Source organism: Bradyrhizobium sp. CCGB20, assembly GCF_024199855.1.
Classification (GTDB): Bacteria; Pseudomonadota; Alphaproteobacteria; order Rhizobiales; family Xanthobacteraceae; genus Bradyrhizobium.
The window spans coordinates 122,330-140,619 of sequence record NZ_JANADN010000001.1; the positions used below are offsets into that span (position 1 = coordinate 122,330).

Consider the following 18,290-nt stretch of genomic DNA (forward strand, 5'->3'; position numbering starts at 1 on the left):
GTTTTCATGGCTAACGTCACCCTGCGCAACGTCCGCAAGACCTATACGGGCGGCTTCGAGGCCATCAAGGGCGTCAACGTCGATGTCGGCGACGGCCAGTTCTGCGTGCTGGTCGGCCCCTCCGGCTGCGGCAAGTCCACGCTGCTGCGCATGGTCGCAGGCCTCGAGACCGTCACCGGCGGCGAGATCGACATCGGCGGCCGCGTCGTCAACCAGATCGAGCCCGCCGATCGCGACATCGCGATGGTGTTCCAGAACTACGCGCTCTACCCGCATATGAGCGTCTACAACAACATGGCCTACGGCCTGCGCAACCGCGGCATGGCGGAAGCCGAGGTCAAGACCCGCGTCGAGGAGGCCGCGCGCGTGCTCGAGCTCGCGCCGATGCTGGAGCGCAAGCCGCGCCAGCTCTCCGGCGGCCAGCGCCAGCGCGTCGCCATGGGCCGCGCCATCGTGCGCCAGCCAAAAGTGTTCCTGTTCGACGAGCCACTGTCGAACCTCGATGCCAAGCTGCGCATCGCGATGCGCGTCGAGATTCGCAAATTGCAGCGCCGGCTCAACACGACGTCGATCTACGTCACCCACGACCAGCTCGAGGCGATGACGCTCGCCGACGTCCTGGTGGTGATGAACGGCGGCCAGGTCGAGCAGGTCGGCAATCCCCTGGCGATCTACGAGAAGCCGGCGACGACCTTCGTCGCCTCCTTCATCGGGGCACCGCCGATGAACCTGATGTCGACGCGCACTGAGGAGATCAAATCGCAGCTCGGTGGCGGCGCGAGCGAGGCCGGCATCCTCGGCATCCGCCCGGAGGATTTCGTCATTACCGACCAGACGCCGGCTGGCGGCGTCGCATTGCCGCTAACCGTGGAAGCGATCGAGCGCGTCGGCGCCGAAACCTTCGTCTACGGCACGCGGGCCCAGGACGAGCAACGCGTCGCCGCCACGCCCGGCGAGCTGCCGCCCGGCGAGGTCATCGTCCGCATCCCCGGAACCGAGGCCCCCGCCATCGGCGCGAGGATCCGCGTCGCCGCGGTGCGCCAGAAACTGCATCTTTTCAGCGGCGACGGCCGGAAGCGGATCGAGGCCTGACCGGTTCCGAGGGCCGGCCAGCAAAACTGCGAAAACAACCCCATGTACAGTAGCCATGGCATTGTTTTCATTGGGATAAATCACCCGCAGATTCGTCATGCCCGGGCTTGTCCCGGGCATCCGCGTTTTTGGGCTGCGAGCAAGGTCGTGGATGGCCGGAACAAGCCCGGGCCATAACGATCCGGAAGCACTTTACGCGATATTGGACAGGCCACGGGGCGGAGACGCCAATCCACAGCCCCCGGCTACCTGCTTGAACCCCCACAGAGATATGCCCATATTACTGACCAAGGGGCGCCGCTTCCGGGCCCTGAAATGCCAAAGTCGCTTCGAGAGGACTTTGTAAACTATGTCTCGTGTTCCAACGCTTTCCAGTCCGTTCCTTCTGGGTTTCGACGAGATCGAGCGCGTGCTCGACCGCGTCGTCAAAGGCGCCGACGGTTACCCTCCCTACAATATCGAGAGGTGTGAACGGTCGGACGGCCAGCCCGAGCGCCTTCGCATCACGCTGGCGGTCGCCGGATTCACCCGCGACCAACTCGATGTAACCATTGAGGAAAACCAGCTCGTGATCCGCGGGCGGCAGCAGGACGACAAGTCCCGGCAATACATCCATCGCGGCATCGCCGCGCGCCACTTCCAGCGCACGTTCGTGCTGGCGGAGGGGATGCTGGTGCTGGGTGCGGATCTCAGGAACGGGCTGTTGTCGGTCGATCTTGCCCGGCCTGAACCGGAGAGGATCGTTAAGACAATCGCTATCAATGAGCACGAATAATGGAACGAGTAGCGGACTCGACCGCTTAGTTTCGAGAGAGGAGTCGAGACCATGAGTGAAGGTCACGTTGCGTTCGAATACGAAGCCAAGAACGTCTCTCCGGAGACGCTGGCAACCCTCGGCGAAGGCCATATCGCCTATGTGAAGCAGATCCGCTCCGAGGATGTGCCCGGGCTGTTTCCCGAAGCGCCGAAGATCGCGCCGGGCCTCAAGCTCTTCGCGCTGCACGCCGCCGACGGTACGCCGATCATGCTGACCGACAGCCGCGAAGCCGCTGTCGCGAATGCCTGGAGCAACGAGTTGCAGGCGGTGAGCGTGCACTGAGCGCTACGCGCGCGCAGCTAACGAATTCAAATGCGCGGGCATGCCTCAGGGCGGCCCGCGTATTTTTTTTGGCGCCTCGCAGGCGTTTGCTAGTCGCCTGAGCGACCTGCCAGCCGCGCGCGGATGTCCGGCTTCAGCACCTTGCCCACTTTGGAGCGCGGCAGGTCATCCCAGACTTCGATCTGCTTCGGTGTCTTGACGCTGCCGATCCGCTGCTTGACGAAGGCCGCCAGCGCCGTCGCATCGACGCTTTGGCCGGCGCGGGGCTGCACCACGGCGACGATCCGCTCACCCCATTTCTCGTCCGCCAGCCCGATCACGGCGCAATCCTGCACCGCCTCATGCGCCCGCAGCGCGTTCTCGACCTCGATCGAGTAGACGTTGAACCCGCCGGTGATGATCATGTCCTTGGCGCGATCGACGATATAGAGGTAGCCGTCGTCGTCGATATAGCCGATGTCGCCGGTGTGGTGCCAGCCATGCGCGGAGGCCTCCGCCGTAGCCTCGGGATTTTTGTAATAGCCCTCCATCACCAGCGAACCGCGGACCACGATCTCGCCGCGTGCGCCTGATGGCAGCAAATTGCCGTCGCCATCCATGATGCCGGCCTGCACCAGCGGGCTGATCCGCCCGGCCGAGGTGAGACGCTCCATCGCGATCGTGCCGTCGGCATTGTAATGCTCGCCAGGTGCCATCATCGAGATCATCATCGGCGCCTCGGTCTGACCAAACAACTGCGCCATCGGCCCGATACGCTGGAGCGCCTCCGCAAGCCGCGCGGCCGAGATCGGCGCCGCGCCGTACCAGAAACATTGCAGGGACCCGAGCTTCGCGGAGTCGAGCTTCGGATGATCGAGCAGCATGTAGATCACGGTCGGCGGCAGGAAGGTGTGCGTCACGCGATAGCGCTCGATCAGATCGAGAAATTCGGCGATGTCGGGGTGATGCATGATCACGATGCGGCCGCCGAGCGCCATGATCGGGAAACACAGCACGCCGGCCGCGTGGGTCAGCGGCGCGAGCGCGAGATAGATCGGACGTCCCTTGAAAGGATAGCCCATCAGCGTCAGTGCCGTCATGGCCTCGATATTGCGGCCCGACAGCATGACGCCCTTCGGCTTGCCGGTGGTGCCGCCGGTGCCCGGGATCATCGCGAGATCGTCGATCGTCTCGCGCTGATAGTGGTCATCGGCAAAGCCGGCGAGCCAGCTGTCGAACGAAGGCGCGAAGGGTAACTCGGCATCGAGACAGACGAGGGCGCGCAGCTTCGGCAGTTCCGCACGCACCGCCTCGACCATTGGCGCGAAGCTCGAATGAAACAGCAGCAGGCTGCAGTCGAATTGGTCGAGGATGAGCCGATTTTCGGCCGCCTCGTTGCGCGGATTGATCGGGCACCAGACCGCGCCCGCGCGGGAAATGCCGAACACGCAAGCAAACGCGACCGGATCGTTGCCGGAAAGGATCGCGACCTTCTCGCCGGCAGCAATCCCCGATCGCGCGAGCCCGCGCGCGACGCGGTAGCTCAGCAACTGCACCTCGCGATAGCTGAGGTCGCGTCCATCCATGGTGAGGCACGGCGCGTCGGCGCCGAGCGAGGCACCTTTGTCCAGGTAATCGATGAAGCGCATGATCAACACCCGAAGTGGTAGCGGGTGACGCGGAGGTCCGCGCCACCCGCGATGACCTTAATCGTTCACGGTCAGAATTGGCTTGCTGACGAGCCCGAAGCTGCGCAACTGCCCGAGCAGCTCGTGATGGCCGAACGCCTGGCAGCCGGAGGCGAACCCCACGCGCTTCGGCGGCTGCTGCAACAGGTGCGCCGCGGCATAGGCCTGCAGCAAGCCGGTCTGCTTGTAGTTGCTGTTGCCGTAGATGATGCAGTGCGCGCGCCCCAACGGGCCGGAGGCATGCACCGAATCCATCGACTTGTTGACGCGCGGGTTTTCGCGCGGCGGCATGGTGTTCATCACACCGGCGGCGGTCTGCGCCAATGCGGCGTAGCGGTCGTCGGGATTCATATCCTTGGTCGCCTCCAGCGCGGCCGCGACGATCTGCGGCACGCCCAGCATCAGCGCGCGATTGAACACACCGCCCAGCACCTTCACGTTGGCCACGCGCGGATCGCGCTTGAACCACACCGGGTGCGAGGTGCCTCCCCAGGGCAACGCCAGCGCCAGCTCGTGCTGACCGGGGATGGCGAGGTTGTAGAGGCCGGCATCGGGCTGATGCTCGACGTACTTGTTCTGCTCCAGGTAGTAGGCCTTGGCCATCGCGGCGTTGACCAGGATGGTCTGCGTCGATGCGATGGTCGGGCTGCCACCCCAGAACACGGCAATGTCCAGCGTGTCGAGGCCTGGTGTCTCCAGGCACAGCTGCGCGGCGATCTCGCCGGTGGTGTACATCTGCGCGATGCCCGGCGCCAGCAGCAGCCCGGCATTGGCGAACCTCGTGCCAAACTCCTGCTCGAGCGTGATCAGCCAGTCCTGCTCGCCGGTGGTGTCGGTGTAATGGCACCTGGCAGCGAGGCACGCCTGCACCACCTCAGTGCCGAACTTGGCGAAGGGGCCCACGGTGTTGAGCACCACCGAGGCGCCCTTGAACAATTCAGTCAGCGCGGCCGCGGTGTGCGGCACCGTCACCACCTCGTAGTCGGCGGTCTCGATGCCGGCGACGTTCGACTTCATCGCGGCGTTGAGCTTCTCTTCGCTGCGCCCGGCGGCGATGAAGGGGATGTTGTATTCGCGTAAGTATTCGCAGACCAGCCGGCCGGTGTAGCCGGATGCGCCGTAGACGATGACGGGCTTCTTGCTCATTGCGATCCTCCGAAATGCTTGTTGTCGGCTTTGTTGTTACATGCCCATGCCGCCATCGACCGGCAGTCCGATGCCGGTGATGAAGCGCGCCTCGTTCGAGCACAGGAACACCGCGGCATCGCCGATGTCCGTGACCTCGGCGAGACGGCCGAGCGGGGTTTGCTCCACCACCGAGCCGACTGCGGCGTTGACGTCAGCCGCGAGCCCGACCTTGACGATGTCGTTGGCGAGCTGCATGCCCATGTCGGTCGGGATCAGGCCCGGATAGATGCAGTTCACGCGCACGCCGAAACCGAGCTTGCCGGCTTCCATCGCTCCGACCCGCGTCATGCGGTCAACTGCGGATTTGGTGCCGGAATAGACCGCGATGCTCGGGAAGGCGATCGTTGCCGCAACCGAGGCGATGTTGACGACGGCGCCGCCCTTGCCGGCCGGCCCACCCGGGCGCATCGCACGGAAGGCGTACTTCATGCCGAGCACGGTGCCGACGATATTGACGTCGCACATCCGCCGCGCGTCCTCGGACTTGACCTCGGAGATCAGCGACGTGATCTCGATGCCGGCATTGTTGATCAGGATGTCGTAGCCGCCGAGGGTTGCGACGGTGTTGGCAACCGCCCGCTCCCATTGAGCGTCGTCGGTGACGTCGAGCTGGACGAAGCCCGTCGCGACGTCTTCCTTCGCGATCGCGGCTGCGCTGGCGCGGCCGGTCTCCTCCAGGATGTCGGCGATCATGATCGAGGCGCCGGCTCGCGCCAACGCCTGCGCGATGGCCGCGCCGATTCCGCGGGCACCGCCGGTGACCAGGGCTTTCCTGCCTGCAAGGCTCTTGGCACTCATGACGCACTCCTCCGTTGCTGGTGATCGATCTTTTCGTGCTGCGCCCATCGGCGCGCACCAGGTCGATGGGCGCAGGCCTTTCGGCGGCACCCAGCGAAGCGTTCCTCCATGGTCGGACGTCTTGACGACTGTCCAAATTCTTGGTGCGAACCTCCGCCAGAATCTTGACACTTGTCAAGAACGAATTTGACAGTCGTCAAGGGAAGTGGTTGTGAGGGATGGAGCATTCCGCGATCGACGCGGTATAAGTCCTTGAAAGAACGGGACTGAGGAAGGGACGAGATGGCGCGGCAGGTGACGGGAGCGGCCCGGCGTGTGGCTGATGCGGCCGAGGTGCTGCGCGACGAGAAGTTCAACGCGCGGCGCATCGAGCTTTCCGAGGCCGCGCTCGAAACGCTTGGAGAGCTCGGCTTCGCACGCACCAGCCTGCGCGAAATCGCGCAGAACTCGGCGTTCACGCACGGCGTGTTCCATTATTATTTCAGCGACAAGCTCGACCTGATCTGCTGCTGCGTCCGCCACTACAAGGCGAAGTGCGTGACGCGATATGACGATGTCGTCGCGACAGCAACGAGCCGTGACGAATTGACGGAGGGTTTCCTCGCCAAGCTCGCAGCAACCCTGCAGACCGAAGCGCGCATGCACCGTCTTTGGTACGATTTGCGCTCGCAGGCGATGTTCGAGGCGGCGTTTCGCAAGGATGTGCTCGAGATCGACAAGAGCCTGGAAGCGATGATCTGGCGTATCGCCTCCCGCTATGCCGAGCTCGGCGGCAAGCGACCGGCGTCGTCGCCGGCTGCGCTCTATGCGCTGTTTGACGGTCTATTCCAGAGTGCGCTGCTCAAGCACCTCGCGGGTGACAAAACGGCGATTCCCGAACTGCTCGACGAAGTCCGGCGCCTGCTGCCGACGGTCTGCTGAAGCGCACGAGCGGCGCCGGCGAAGGTCATTACCCCTGCCGGGATAGCTGCGCGTGACGTTCGAGAGTTCACCTTCGGACGTCGGGTGTCGATGCCGTCACGAGATGCAGCGATTGTACCACTACGGGGGTGCTCTGAGGCAGCACGACTTCGATCGGCGCCTGGTCGTTCAGCCCGAGGGGTGCGGCAGGATCAGGAGGAGTGGCGCCGCAGACCGGGCTGGCTCCGGCCCCGAGCGAGCAGCCGCCCGCATCCCGCGAAATGATCGCGAGCCGGCCGCCGACATAGGTGATGTCGTAGTTCCCAGACGTCAGGCCCGAGGCGGTGATGCCATAGACCCCGGGATTGCGCGCACCCTGGGCCGAGCCGCCAAAGAGCAGCGTGCCTGATAGCACGGACGTCCCCTCGCCGTTGACGAAGCCGGAATAGGCCACGCTGCCGCCGGAGAACGGAACGCCGTCGGAAATCCTGGTGACGTCGTTCGCTGTGATGGTGAGTGCCGCCTTGTTGATGGTCAGCGAGCCGTCGACATAAGTGATGGCGTAGTTGGTCGAGGAGAGGCCGGAGATGCTCAGGGTGTACTGCCCTGCATTCACCGCCCCCTGCCCGCTGCCACCATAGTTGAGCGTGCCGGAGAGAACCGACGCACTCTCTCCATTCATGAGCCCGGAATAAGTGACGTTGCCGCCGGAGAACGCCGCACCGTCATAGGTCTTGGAGGCATTGGTGGTGATGGTGAGCAATGCCTTGCCGATGGTGAGACCGACCGCGACAGATCCGACATAGACTGCACCGCCGGAGCTGGTCGCGTTCACAACGCCGGGACCGCTCAGATTGTAGCTCCCCGCCCCCAGCGTAGTGGTCACCGCGCTGCCCCAGCCGAGCGTGACGCGGTTCGCGTTCACACCGCTCGCAGTCAATCCACCGAGCGAGGCCAGCGTGCCATAGGTGGTGCTCGCAGAACCCGACACATTCACATAGGCATCATAGACCGTGTCGCCGAACACCCGCAGCACCGGCATGCCGTTGTTGGCGCCGCTGACGGACGTGCCCCACATGGTGACAAAATCGTAGCCATTGGAGATGAAGGTGAAGGGATCGCGCATCTGCGCGTTGGTGAGGAGAGCGCCGCCCGCGCAGGAGCCCGCGAAGACCGTGCCGCATACGGAGCTCTGCCCCGTGGCGTCCCGGTTCGCATAGCTCTGCGTGATGTTAGCACCTGAGATGAGCCCTATCAGCGCGCCAACATCGGTGGTCCCGGATACCGCGCCCGTGGCGTAACTCCAGTTCACCGTACCGCCGAAATTGTATCCGACCAGTCCGCCGACGATCTGCGTTCCCGTGACCGTACCCGTGGCGTAAGAATATTCTATATAGGGGTCGTCGTAGTTTTGCCCCACCAGTCCTCCAACTTGACGCGTTCCCGACACGTTGCCGGTGGCATAGGATTGACTTATCGAGCCGCCGGTCCAGTTCGCGCCCATTAGCCCGCCGACCGTGTCGATGCCGGAGACATTCCCCGTGGCATAGGATCGCAGCACCTGACCGTACGTGCTGTATCCCACCAGCCCGCCCGCAGCTGAGCCTACGGGCCAACTGTTACCTGTGCCCGACACATTGCCGGTGGCGTAGCTGTCGGTGATGAGACCAATGTTGCTGTACCCCAGCAGTCCACCGACAAAGACGCCGCCGGACACCGCACCGGTGGCGTGGGAGTGGTTAATCGTCCCAATCGCATAATCCGCCTGACCTGGTCCGATCCACGTTCCGAGATTGAACCCAACCAGTCCGCCGGCACCCTGGTCGATGGCGGACACATTGCCGGTGGCGTATGAGTTGGAGACGATCGTGGCGACCGTGCGCCCCGCGAGCCCGCCGACGGAGCCATAGCCCGCAACCGTGCCGGTTGCATATGCGTTGCTGATCGTGGTGAGCCAGGTGTCGCCCACTATTCCGCCGACGAAGGCGCCGCTGCCGGTCACATTGCCCGTGTTGTAAACGTTGCTGATGGTGGCGCCACCGGCGCTGCTCGTGCCGAGGTAAACCCAGATGCCGGTCAATCCGACCAGGCCACCGACGGAATTGTTGCCCGTTACGCTGCCGCCTTCCAATCCGACATTGCGGAGGCTCGCACCATTGTCGATGTAGCCGAACAGACCAACACCGTCGGTAGTGGGCCGGTTGATGGTCAGATTGCTGACGACATGGCCGAGCCCGTCGAAAATGCCGCTGAAATAGGTGTTGCCGGCGCCTCCGATCGGCATGAAGCCCGCGCCGCCGTTCCAGCTCGCCGTGCTGCTGGCGTCGATGTTCGCGCCCAGCACGTAGTTGCCGGCAAGATTCGTATTGATGTTCTGCAAGGCGTTGAGATCGGTGATGACCGTGTAAGTGACCGGCGCATTGCTGCCGCTCTGGGTCTGGAACAGGCTTCCGGCCGCGAGATTGACCGGCGCATTGACGCTGTAGGTGCCGGTCGAGGTGGTCTGCGCATATTGCAGCACGAGGCCATCGAGGCTGGTCGTGCCGGTCGAGGTCAGCGGCGCATTGATGCTGATGGTGTTGTCGGCGCGAAGCGTGAGGATGTGCGATGCCCAATTGATCGACGCGTTGACCGCGATGTTGCCCGCATCGGTGCCGCTGCCCGAGGTGGTCACCGTCACGTCGCCGCTCGCCAGCGCGGTCTGCAAGGCCGCCGCGTAATTGGCGTCGATGGTGATGTTGACGGGATCGATCAGCCAGCGTCCGCCCAGCGTGTCGACCTTGAGATCGGCGGCGAGCTTGACCTTGGCGGCGGATGTCTCGACGGAGCGCGCGCGCAGCGTACCGCCGGCATTGACCTCGCCGTACCTGGAGTCGCCGAGCAGGAGGATGCGGCCGTTCCTGCTGCCGATGCTCGCGGCCTGCACCACGCCTGAATTGTTGACGACGCCCTTCATGGCATCGCTGGCACCTTTGGCCGTGAGAACGGCAAGCCCGCCATCGGCGCGGATCAGCCCCTTGTTCTCGACCAGGGTTTTGACGGTCGAGGCCTTGACCTCGACCGAGAGCAGGCCGTCACCGTTGAAGTCGAGCAGCACGTCGGTGCCGGCCGCAAGCGCCGTGCTGCCGGTGATGGTGCCGGAATTGCTGACGCTCGGCGAGATCAGCGCGACCACCTTGCCGGAAAGGTTGCCCGCGTTGCTGATCGCACCGCTGCTGCCGGTGAAATTGTAGCGGCCGGCCAGGAAATCCGTGTTGCTGATGCCGAGCGTGGAGGCGACGAAGCCGCCGGTCTGCACGCTGCCGGATTTGCCGATGGCAATGCCGTTCGGATTGATCAGGAACACCTGCCCGTTGGCGCTGAGATTGCCGAGGATTTGCGACGGATCCTGCCCAACGACGCGGTTCAGCGCGACCGAGGACGCGCCGGGCTGATTGAAGGTCACGGAGTTGCCGGCGCCGATCGAAAAACTCTGCCAATTGGCAATCATCCGGTCGCTCGACTGGTTGATGGTCATGGCATTGCCGGACTGGCTGATCGTGGCCTGCCCCGATACGACCTGACCGCCGGTCGGCAGGGTCTGGGCCAACGCTGGCGGCGTCAACATCGTGGTCGCGGACAGCGCGATTGCGAGCTGGATTCGCGGCAGGGTCGATGTCATGTCGTGCCCTCTCGAAAAGATCAGAAGCGGATGGCGGCTTGCAGCCAGAACTGGTCGCTGGACCTGACGCCATCGGCATTGACTTCGGTGATGATGGAACGGCCGGGATTGTCGCCCAGCGTGTGGGCCCAGCTTGCGGATACATTGAGCCTTTCGCGGGTCCAGCGCGCGGCAAGCCCGGCGCTGGCGAGGCCGTAATCGTTGCAGCCGCACGCGGTGACCGGCGGAATGCCGTTCGGCGACACGTTGACCTTGACGTAGCCGCCGTCCACGAAGCTCGCCAGTTGCAGGCCGCCGAAGCGCTGCGGCAGCGGCGCGTTGTAGCGAAGTTCGAGCGTGCCGAGCACGCCCATGTCGCCGCGCCCCTCGCCGACGGGATAACCGCGCACGCCGAACGGCCCGCCCAGCGCAAAGTCTTCCGAGGAATCGAGATTCTTGTTCGCCCATTGTCCGTAGAGGCGGCCGAACAGCGCGAAGTCACCGGGCAGCGCCTGAAGCCGGGCCACCGTCGCATTGATGCGATTGAACTGGCCCTGCGTCCTGAGCCCGGCCTGGTCGGCCGCGAGCGCGCTGGCCACACGCGCGAGATCGAGATCGCCGAGCGTCCAGCTCACCGACCAGCTGGTGATGCCACCGCCGAGCAAGGCATCGCGCCGGTCGCCGTTCAGGCTGAGCGTGGTGGAGATGGAGCGCTTGTCCTGAAGCGTCCCGGCGATGCTGTCGTCGACCAGCGCCTTCCAGGTCACGGCGCCGCCGAGCTGAAGGTTGAAATCGCGGCTGCGGATCAGGCTGTAGTCCGTGCCGCCATTGGCGAAATGAGCGAATCCGGTGAGACCGAGGGCCTGCCCGATCGCGTCGATGTTGTGATAGTCGAGATAACCGTAGCTGGCATTGGCCGTAAGGCCGCTTGCGCCGAGCGGCACGCTCGTCCCAAGCGACCCGTACTCCTGTCCCTGCGAGACCGTGCCGGAGACGCGCGTGAGATCACCCCAACCGGTCACGTCGGTAAATGTCACGAGACCGCTTCCTTGCGCCTTGCCGACATTGGAGCTGCCATAATTGTCGGCCCAGAAGCTGACGCCAACGACCGGTGCCTGTTCGACACCGACGACGAGCCTGCTGGTGTTCGGCGCTTCGCCCGGCGCGAGCTTCGCATGCACGGACACGCCGGCCAGGTCGTTCATGCGCAGCAGCGCATCTTCCAGATCCTGCCGCGTCACCCCGTCGGGCTTCAGCCGGCCCTCGATGATGGCGCGCAGCAAATCCTCGCGCACCCGTACGCCCTTGGCGCGGTCGAGCGTGATGGTCTTGAGCGCACCCTCGGCGATCTCGATCGTGACGATGCCGCTCGTGACATCCTGCGGCGGCAGCAGCGCGCGCGCCAGCAGCCGGCCGCGGCCCTGGAGCGCGACCGTCACCTGATCGGCCAGCGCATAGAGCCCTTTGATGCCAAGGCGCTTGCCGCGCACCGAGGCAACGAGCTGCTCGCGCTCGGCCAGCGGCAGCAGCTCCACCTTGCCGGTGAAGCGAACGCCCTTCACGATGATGCGCTCGCCCCGGTCGGGGGTGGCGGCGGGCGGCTGCTGCGGTCGAATCTCGTCGGGAGCCGGCAGCCTTTCCTGCCGCTGCAACTCCTGCTGCCGCTGCATCTCGCGGAGCAGCGATCCGGCATCCTGCGCGACGGCCGGGACTGCGGTACCTGCTATCACTAGCCCGACCACAACAACCCTGCACTGCACCGCGCCAACCACTTTCATCCTGCGGGCCCGACCTTCGGGCAATAGGTAACGACATCAGCGAAAGCGCAGGACGGCGCGTCGATCCAGGCGCCACTTGCGTTCCTGGGCGTCCTTAGCGGACGCCGACATGGCGCGTTGTGCCGGACGTCTCAAATGGGGAAATTATTCGCGTGATCTCGCCGGTTGTTACGAGATCGCGACATCCCGCGCGCATGCGACGGAGATGGCCGGCGTAGATTGGCAATTGCGTGGGTCGATTCCGCTTCTCAGCGGGCGGCGAGGAAAAGCGAAGTTACGCCGCGGTCGCCGGCGGCAGGGCCAGCACCGAATAGATCGCCTGGGCATCGCGCGAGGCGCGGAGCTTCTTGGCGATGTCCTGGTCGCGCAGCAGGCGGGCGATTCGGGCGAGCGCCTTGAGGTGGTCGGCGCCGGCGCCTTCGGGGGCGAGCAGCAGGAAGACGAGATCCACCGGCTGGCCGTCCATCGCCTCGAAATCGATCGGACGATCGAGGCGCGCGAACAGGCCAAAAATCTTTTCCAGCTTGGGCAGCTTGCCGTGGGGAATGGCGACACCGTAGCCGACTGCGGTGGTGCCGAGCTTCTCACGCTGCAACAGCACCTCGAACACCGCGCGTTCGTTCTGCCCGGTCAGCTCGGCGGCCTTGGCCGCAAGCTCCTGAAGCGCCTGCTTCTTGCTGTTGACCTTCAATGCCGGGAGAATCGCCTCGGGTGCGACCAGATCGGTAATCGGCATGGAAGGTTTCCGAGGTGAATTAAACCGTCAGGTTCCGAATTGGCCAGCTTGGTCGAACCACGCCCGGCCGGCGTCGAGAAGGTCAAGCAGGAAGGGGACTTAGCCCCGATCCTGATGTGGGGCGCTTCTACTCCAACGCAATCCCGGTGCCAACTGCTGCGTGCGGCTTTGCCCCGGTCATTGTTAAAGGCTGCGGATGATACGGAGCCCAGGTTCCAGCCCTTAACCGTCCGGTTTGGCCCCCGGCGGGTCGATCCAGCCGACATTGCCGTCGGCCCGGCGGTAAATGATGTTCACCCGGCCGCTGGAGCCGTGCTGGAATACCAGGCAGGGCGCTCCGCTGAGGTCGAGCTCCATGACAGCCTCGCTGACCGACAGCTGCTTCAGCGAGGTCGTGGCCTCGGCGATGATGACGGGGCTGTAGCCGGTGACCTCGTCCTCGTCCTCCCCATCGCCCGGCGCCTCCAGCACGTAGCTCGTGGCATCCAGGGCGGCGAGGGCGGCGGAGGCGACATGGGCCTTGCGGGCCGAGCGGTCCTTGAGCCGGCTCTTGTAACGCTTGAGCCGCTTCTCGATCATCAGGAGCGCCTGGTCGGCGCTGGCATAGGCGTCCGGCGCGTTCGAATCGGCCTCGAGCGTGATCCCCGAATCAAGATGCAGGGCACAGTCGGTGCGGAAGCCGAAGCCGTCCTTGCTCAGCGTGATGTGACCGGAATAATTGCCGTCGAAATACTTGCGCAGGACCTCTTCAGTCCGGTCGGTCACGCGGCCGCGCAGGGCGTCGCCGACGCTAACGCTCTTTCCGGAGATTCTGAGAGTCATGTGATGCCTCGCTTGGTTTGAGGGCCTAGCTTGGATCGGTCGCAAAGGGGGAGATGAGAGTAGCGCGATTTGGCGCCAGCGCAATCAGGCCGGCTCGGTGTTGCGGGAGCGATCGGACATTGCGGTGGAGAGGACGTTACCAAGAGCGCTCTGCTTGTCGCGGCGGCGTTGCACCGAGGAGGGAATGCGCATGGCTTCGCGGTACTTCGCGACCGTGCGGCGGGCAATATCAATGCCCGAGGCGCGTAAGCGTTCCACGATGGTGTCGTCCGACAGGATCGCCGCCGGCGCTTCCGAATCGATCAGCTGCTTGATGTGGTGACGGACGGCTTCGGCGGAATGCGCCTCGCCGCCGTCGGCGGAGGCGATCGAGGCGGTGAAGAAATATTTCAATTCGAATGTGCCGCGATTTGTCGCCATGTACTTGTTGGCGGTGACCCGCGACACCGTGGATTCATGCATCTGGATGGCGTCGGCGACGGCCTTCAGATTCAGCGGCCGCAGATGCGCAACGCCATGGGTGAAGAAGCCGTCCTGCTGGCGCACGATTTCCGTTGCAACCTTCAGGATGGTCCGGGCGCGCTGATCGAGCGCGCGCACGAGCCAGGTCGCGTTCTGGAGCGCGTCGGTGAAATAGGACTTGTCGCCGTCCTTGCCGATCTTCTTCGACAGCTCGGAGTAATAGGTCTGGTTGACCAGCACGCGCGGCAAGGTGTCGCTGTTGAGCTCGACATGCCAGCCGCCATCGGGACCCGGGCGGACATAGACATCCGGCACCATGGTCTGGAGCCGCGCCGAGCCGAACTTCATGCCGGGCTTGGGATTGAGGCGGCGGATCTCACCGATCATGTCGGCGATGTCCTCGTCGTCGACGCCGCAGAGCTTGCGCAAGGCAGCGATGTCGCGCTTGGCGAGCAGATCGAGATGCTCGACGAGGGCCTGCATCGCGGGGTCGTAGCGGTCGAGCTCGCGGAGCTGGATCGCCAGGCATTCGCTCAAATTACGGGCGCAGACGCCGGGCGGATCGAATTTTTGCAGCACGGCGAGGACGCCCTCGACGTCCTGCTGCGACGCGCCAAGGCGCTCGGCGGCCTGGCCGAGATCGCCCGGCAGATAGCCGGCCTCGTCGACGAGGTCGATCAGGTACTGACCGATCATGCGCTGCGCGGGTGCCGTGAAGGCAACCGAAAGCTGCTCGGCGAGGTGGTCGCCCAGCGTGGTTTCGGCGGCCACGAAGGCCTCGAGATTGTAGTCCTCGTCGCCGGAGGCGCCGCCGCCCCATTCGGTATAGGTGGTCGGCGCCGCATCCTGGGCGTTGCGCGCGGCAGCCTCGGCCGGTTCCTCGGAGAAGACGTTGTCGAGGCCCGTGTCCAGGGTCTGCTCGATCTCGGCGCGGGTGCCGAGATCCTTGCTCATCCATTCTTCTTGGCCCGGCTCGAAGGCGCTGCCGCCAAAACCGTCATCGCCCTGACCGTCGCCTTGGCCGCCGGACTCCTCGCCATCGCCGAACTGGCCGGCCTCGACGGGAGCTTCGCCGCCGGGGGGCTCGTCATTGGCCCGTTCCAGCAGAGGGTTACGCTCAAGCTCCTCTTCCACGAACGTCGTGAGATCGAGATTGGACAATTGCAGCAGCTTGATCGCCTGCATCAGCTGCGGCGTCATGACCAGCGACTGCGATTGCCGGAACTCTAATCTCTGCGTTAGCGCCATGAAGCAAGAACCGATCCCAAAAGTTGGTCCGATTTTTGCTTATCCTAGTCCGAGCCCGATGTACACGGCTTGACGAATTGGAAAAACGGGCTAGAGGCGGAATTCCTCGCCAAGGTAAAGCCGGCGAACGTCCGGATCAGCGACGATCTCATCCGGGCTACCCTCGGTCAAGATTTCACCGGCATAGACGATATAGGCGCGATCGGTCAGGCCGAGTGTCTCGCGGACGTTGTGGTCGGTGATCAGCACGCCGATGCCGCGGTTGGTGAGATGGCGGACGAGGTCCTGAATGTCGCCGACCGCGATCGGATCGATGCCGGCGAAGGGCTCGTCGAGCAGCATGTAGTTCGGACGCGTCGCGAGCGCGCGCGCGATCTCGACGCGGCGGCGCTCGCCGCCCGACAGCGCGATCGAAGGCGATTTCCTCAAGCGCGTGATGTTGAATTCGTCGAGCAGCGAGTCGAGCTGCTGCTCGCGCTTCTTGCGCGAGGGCTCGACCACTTCGAGCACGGCGCGAATGTTCTGCTCGACGGTGAGGCCGCGAAAGATCGAGGCTTCCTGCGGCAGATAGCCGATGCCGAGCCGCGCGCGCTGATACATCGGCAGCCTGGTGACGTCGTGGCCGTCGAGCTCGATCGCGCCGCGATCGGGCTTGATGAGGCCGGTGATCATGTAGAACACGGTGGTCTTGCCGGCGCCGTTCGGGCCGAGCAGGCCGACCGCTTCGCCACGACGCACATAGATGCTGACGCCGCGCACCACCTGACGGCTGCCGAAACTCTTTTCCACGCTATGCACCGCCAGGAAGCCCGGTCGCTTCAGGAGCTGGGGCCCACCGGCGCCGTTGGGCCGGCTGGCGGCCCGCACCGGATGCACCGCCTGGGCACGCGGCTGCTCGGCCTGATAGTCGGCTTGGAAGTCGGTCTGGAAATGATCGGGCGCGCGCATCGGCTGGTCACGGGCGATCGGCGGCGCGTCGCGCACCGGGCTGGGCACGAGACCGCCGACGCTGTCACCGAGCGCGGTGATGTCCTGACGCGCAAATCCTGGCCGGCCGCGCTTGGCGGGGCGCCGACGGAACATGCTGAAGAGATCGACCATCCCCGCCTTCTAGCCTTTCGCGACGATCCTGCGCGGAATTCGCGCGATCTGCCGCACCGGCCTTGCGATTCGCCGGAACAGCATGAGTGAAGGGATGTCTCATGCCCAGTGAAACACGCCCGAAAAGCGGCGGACCCCGCTTCGAAAGCCCTGCGCGCTAGATACAGTCTCGCCGGGCAAGCTTCAACCTCGGATCGGGAGAATCTGGCCCAAGCCGTTGAAATCGCGCCTGGAATTTACTTCTGCTTGCCCGTGCCAGGCAATTGCAGAGGCGGACCCGCGCCGGCTTTGCCCGGACTGCCCGATCCGCAATCATTGCTCCCGCCCTGCGGCAGCAACGCCTGCACCCGGCCGGTATCCGACTCTACGCGGGACACGCCGGTCGTCATGTCGACCGCCAGACGGTCGCCGCGCAGCACGTTTTTGCACTGCGTCAGGACGACGCCGCCGAGCATGGTGATGAGGTTGGTCTTGGTGTCGAAGACGGCGGTCTCGCCCGTCACCACCTGATCCTTCTGGGTGACGACGACATTGCCGCGCGCCTCCAGCCGCTTGATCGAGGAGCTGCCGCCCGGGCCCGGCGTCGCCGACTGCATCGGCGCGCCGGTGCCGCTATTCTTGGCCGCCTTCGCCGCGGGCGGCGGCGTGGCCGGCTTGTCGCCACCGGATTCGTAAAACACCACCAGCGTCTTCGAGGTCATGGTGGTGTCGCCCTGGATGACCTTCACGTTGCCGGAGAAGGTCGCCTCCTTTTTCTTGTCGCGCATCTCCAGCGAAGCGGCTTCGATCTGGATCGGCTGATCGCGGTTCTGCGAAAAGCCCTGCATGGCGTTGGGCACGCCTTGCATCGTGCTCTGTGCGAGCGCCGCGCCCGTTGCGATCAGCGCGACTGTGGCGGCGAGCGCGGCCGCACTGAGGATGACACTGCGCTTCTCTTCGTTGCGCGGAAAAAACTTCGACATGAAAATCACTTTGAATTGGCAGACTTGTTCTGGGGCGTACGCGTTTTTACAGGCGGCGCGGGCTGCTCGGCCGGCGCAGGCTGAGCGGCGGGGTCGTCCAGCTTGTCCAGATGCATCACCACATTGCCCTCGAAGCGGATGACGTCGCCGCCTTCGGTGATGCGCAGCCGATCGGCGGTCAGCGTGCCGTTGGTCAGCTTGACGTCGACACGCTCGTCAGAGGAGACCGTGCCCTTGCCCATGTCGACGAAGGCCGAGTTCAGCCGCGCCTCGTAGCCGGTCGAGGTGCGCAGGAAGATGTCCTTGTGCAGGTCGAGCTGCTGCTGCTTGTTGTCGAAGCGGCCGGTGCGGGCATCGAGCAGCAGGGTCGATTTGTCTTCCATCAGCACCTTCGCGCGCAAATCATTGAGATCGACGTGATCGGGATCGGTGATGTCCTGCGTCGCGGTCTTGGCCCAGAGCTCGTAGGGCCGCTGGTCCGGGGTGAAGCCGGCCAGATGCGGCGATTCCATCGTGATCTTGGTGCCTGTCACCACGAGGTTTCCGGAGTCGAGCTTGATCGGGATCTGGAAAGGATTGAGGAAGGTCGAGACCGCGACGATCGCGGCGATCGACGCAGCCACCGTGACCGGCACCGCGATGCGCAGAATCCGCACCAGGCGGCTGTGGCGCGCCGCGCTGGCAAACTTTGCCGCAAGCGCGGCGTCGTAGGTTGGATTCTGGGCCGAATTCACCGCTGCTCCAGAGTGTCGCTCGCCTTGTCCGGTCGATGGCGCGCCATTGTACCCGGCACCGCC

At 64.7% G+C, this 18,290-nt stretch carries 15 protein-coding genes; 4 read left to right on the forward strand and 11 right to left on the reverse strand.

The annotated features are described in order from the left end of the window. Positions 1 to 6 precede the first annotated feature (6 nt). From NLM15_RS00515 to NLM15_RS00525, 3 genes are all read left to right on the forward strand, one after another. The gene (locus tag NLM15_RS00515) at positions 7 to 1,092 is read left to right on the forward strand and encodes a sn-glycerol-3-phosphate import ATP-binding protein UgpC (RefSeq protein WP_254114710.1); all 1,086 of its coding nucleotides are present in this window, start codon (positions 7 to 9) and stop codon (positions 1,090 to 1,092) included. Between the two features lie 349 nt (positions 1,093 to 1,441). Beyond that, positions 1,442 to 1,867, forward strand: coding sequence for an Hsp20 family protein (locus tag NLM15_RS00520; RefSeq protein WP_254114711.1), 426 nt, complete (start codon positions 1,442 to 1,444; stop codon positions 1,865 to 1,867). Positions 1,868 to 1,918: 51 nt separating this feature from the next. Further along, positions 1,919 to 2,191, forward strand: a complete 273-nt coding sequence (locus NLM15_RS00525; RefSeq protein WP_011083553.1) for a DUF1150 domain-containing protein — start codon at positions 1,919 to 1,921, stop codon at positions 2,189 to 2,191. Positions 2,192 to 2,280: 89 nt separating this feature from the next. Here NLM15_RS00525 and NLM15_RS00530 read toward each other — a convergent pair whose 3' ends face one another. From NLM15_RS00530 to NLM15_RS00540, 3 genes are read right to left on the reverse strand one after another with little or no spacing between them, the layout of a single operon-like run. Continuing rightward, complete coding sequence (locus NLM15_RS00530; protein ID WP_254114712.1) at positions 2,281 to 3,819, reverse strand: AMP-binding protein; 1,539 nt, start codon at positions 3,817 to 3,819, stop codon at positions 2,281 to 2,283. Between the two features lie 57 nt (positions 3,820 to 3,876). After that, positions 3,877 to 5,004, reverse strand: coding sequence for a DUF5938 domain-containing protein (locus NLM15_RS00535; protein ID WP_254114713.1), 1,128 nt, complete (start codon positions 5,002 to 5,004; stop codon positions 3,877 to 3,879). A 36-nt stretch (positions 5,005 to 5,040) separates the two neighbouring features. Beyond that, a complete protein-coding gene (locus tag NLM15_RS00540; protein WP_254114714.1) occupies positions 5,041 to 5,844 on the reverse strand; it encodes an SDR family NAD(P)-dependent oxidoreductase in 804 nt (267 codons plus the stop codon). A 282-nt stretch (positions 5,845 to 6,126) separates the two neighbouring features. Here NLM15_RS00540 and NLM15_RS00545 point away from each other — a divergent pair, with 282 nt between their 5' ends. After that, on the forward strand, positions 6,127 to 6,765 hold the full coding sequence (locus NLM15_RS00545; RefSeq protein ID WP_254114715.1) for a TetR/AcrR family transcriptional regulator: 639 nt from the start codon (positions 6,127 to 6,129) through the stop codon (positions 6,763 to 6,765). Between the two features lie 67 nt (positions 6,766 to 6,832). Here NLM15_RS00545 and NLM15_RS00550 read toward each other — a convergent pair whose 3' ends face one another. From NLM15_RS00550 to lptC, 8 genes are all read right to left on the reverse strand, one after another. Then, positions 6,833 to 10,405 (reverse strand): filamentous hemagglutinin N-terminal domain-containing protein, encoded by a 3,573-nt coding sequence (locus NLM15_RS00550; protein WP_254114716.1) that lies wholly within the window; start codon positions 10,403 to 10,405, stop codon positions 6,833 to 6,835. A 20-nt stretch (positions 10,406 to 10,425) separates the two neighbouring features. Beyond that, a complete protein-coding gene (locus NLM15_RS00555) occupies positions 10,426 to 12,162 on the reverse strand; it encodes a ShlB/FhaC/HecB family hemolysin secretion/activation protein (RefSeq protein ID WP_254114717.1) in 1,737 nt (578 codons plus the stop codon). Between the two features lie 274 nt (positions 12,163 to 12,436). Beyond that, complete coding sequence (gene ptsN, locus NLM15_RS00560) at positions 12,437 to 12,898, reverse strand: PTS IIA-like nitrogen regulatory protein PtsN (protein ID WP_063681444.1); 462 nt, start codon at positions 12,896 to 12,898, stop codon at positions 12,437 to 12,439. 222 nt (positions 12,899 to 13,120) lie between these two features. Beyond that, positions 13,121 to 13,720, reverse strand: coding sequence for a ribosome hibernation-promoting factor, HPF/YfiA family (hpf, locus tag NLM15_RS00565; RefSeq protein WP_254114718.1), 600 nt, complete (start codon positions 13,718 to 13,720; stop codon positions 13,121 to 13,123). A gap of 84 nt (positions 13,721 to 13,804) precedes the next feature. Then, entirely contained in the window at positions 13,805 to 15,430 is a 1,626-nt protein-coding gene (rpoN, locus tag NLM15_RS00570; protein ID WP_254114719.1) for an RNA polymerase factor sigma-54, read from the reverse strand. 90 nt (positions 15,431 to 15,520) lie between these two features. Continuing rightward, positions 15,521 to 16,531: an LPS export ABC transporter ATP-binding protein gene (lptB, locus tag NLM15_RS00575; protein ID WP_254114720.1), complete on the reverse strand. Its 1,011-nt coding sequence runs from the start codon at positions 16,529 to 16,531 to the stop codon at positions 15,521 to 15,523. A 236-nt stretch (positions 16,532 to 16,767) separates the two neighbouring features. Then, positions 16,768 to 17,493: an LptA/OstA family protein gene (locus tag NLM15_RS00580; protein WP_254114721.1), complete on the reverse strand. Its 726-nt coding sequence runs from the start codon at positions 17,491 to 17,493 to the stop codon at positions 16,768 to 16,770. A gap of 5 nt (positions 17,494 to 17,498) precedes the next feature. Beyond that, positions 17,499 to 18,227 (reverse strand): LPS export ABC transporter periplasmic protein LptC, encoded by a 729-nt coding sequence (gene lptC, locus NLM15_RS00585; protein WP_254114722.1) that lies wholly within the window; start codon positions 18,225 to 18,227, stop codon positions 17,499 to 17,501. Positions 18,228 to 18,290 lie beyond the last annotated feature (63 nt).

Excerpts from the sequence above, each read along its gene's own strand:
- NLM15_RS00515 (WP_254114710.1), top strand. The coding sequence starts at position 7 with ATGGCTAACGTCACCCTGCGCAACGTCCGCAAGACCTATACGGGCGGC.
- NLM15_RS00520 (WP_254114711.1), top strand. The coding sequence starts at position 1,442 with ATGTCTCGTGTTCCAACGCTTTCCAGTCCGTTCCTTCTGGGTTTCGAC.
- NLM15_RS00525 (WP_011083553.1), top strand. The coding sequence starts at position 1,919 with ATGAGTGAAGGTCACGTTGCGTTCGAATACGAAGCCAAGAACGTCTCT.
- NLM15_RS00530 (WP_254114712.1), bottom strand. The coding sequence starts at position 3,819 with ATGCGCTTCATCGATTACCTGGACAAAGGTGCCTCGCTCGGCGCCGAC.
- NLM15_RS00535 (WP_254114713.1), bottom strand. The coding sequence starts at position 5,004 with ATGAGCAAGAAGCCCGTCATCGTCTACGGCGCATCCGGCTACACCGGC.
- NLM15_RS00540 (WP_254114714.1), bottom strand. The coding sequence starts at position 5,844 with ATGAGTGCCAAGAGCCTTGCAGGCAGGAAAGCCCTGGTCACCGGCGGT.
- NLM15_RS00545 (WP_254114715.1), top strand. The coding sequence starts at position 6,127 with ATGGCGCGGCAGGTGACGGGAGCGGCCCGGCGTGTGGCTGATGCGGCC.
- NLM15_RS00550 (WP_254114716.1), bottom strand. The coding sequence starts at position 10,405 with ATGACATCGACCCTGCCGCGAATCCAGCTCGCAATCGCGCTGTCCGCG.
- NLM15_RS00555 (WP_254114717.1), bottom strand. The coding sequence starts at position 12,162 with ATGAAAGTGGTTGGCGCGGTGCAGTGCAGGGTTGTTGTGGTCGGGCTA.
- ptsN (WP_063681444.1), bottom strand. The coding sequence starts at position 12,898 with ATGCCGATTACCGATCTGGTCGCACCCGAGGCGATTCTCCCGGCATTG.
- hpf (WP_254114718.1), bottom strand. The coding sequence starts at position 13,720 with ATGACTCTCAGAATCTCCGGAAAGAGCGTTAGCGTCGGCGACGCCCTG.
- rpoN (WP_254114719.1), bottom strand. The coding sequence starts at position 15,430 with ATGGCGCTAACGCAGAGATTAGAGTTCCGGCAATCGCAGTCGCTGGTC.
- lptB (WP_254114720.1), bottom strand. The coding sequence starts at position 16,531 with ATGGTCGATCTCTTCAGCATGTTCCGTCGGCGCCCCGCCAAGCGCGGC.
- NLM15_RS00580 (WP_254114721.1), bottom strand. The coding sequence starts at position 17,493 with ATGTCGAAGTTTTTTCCGCGCAACGAAGAGAAGCGCAGTGTCATCCTC.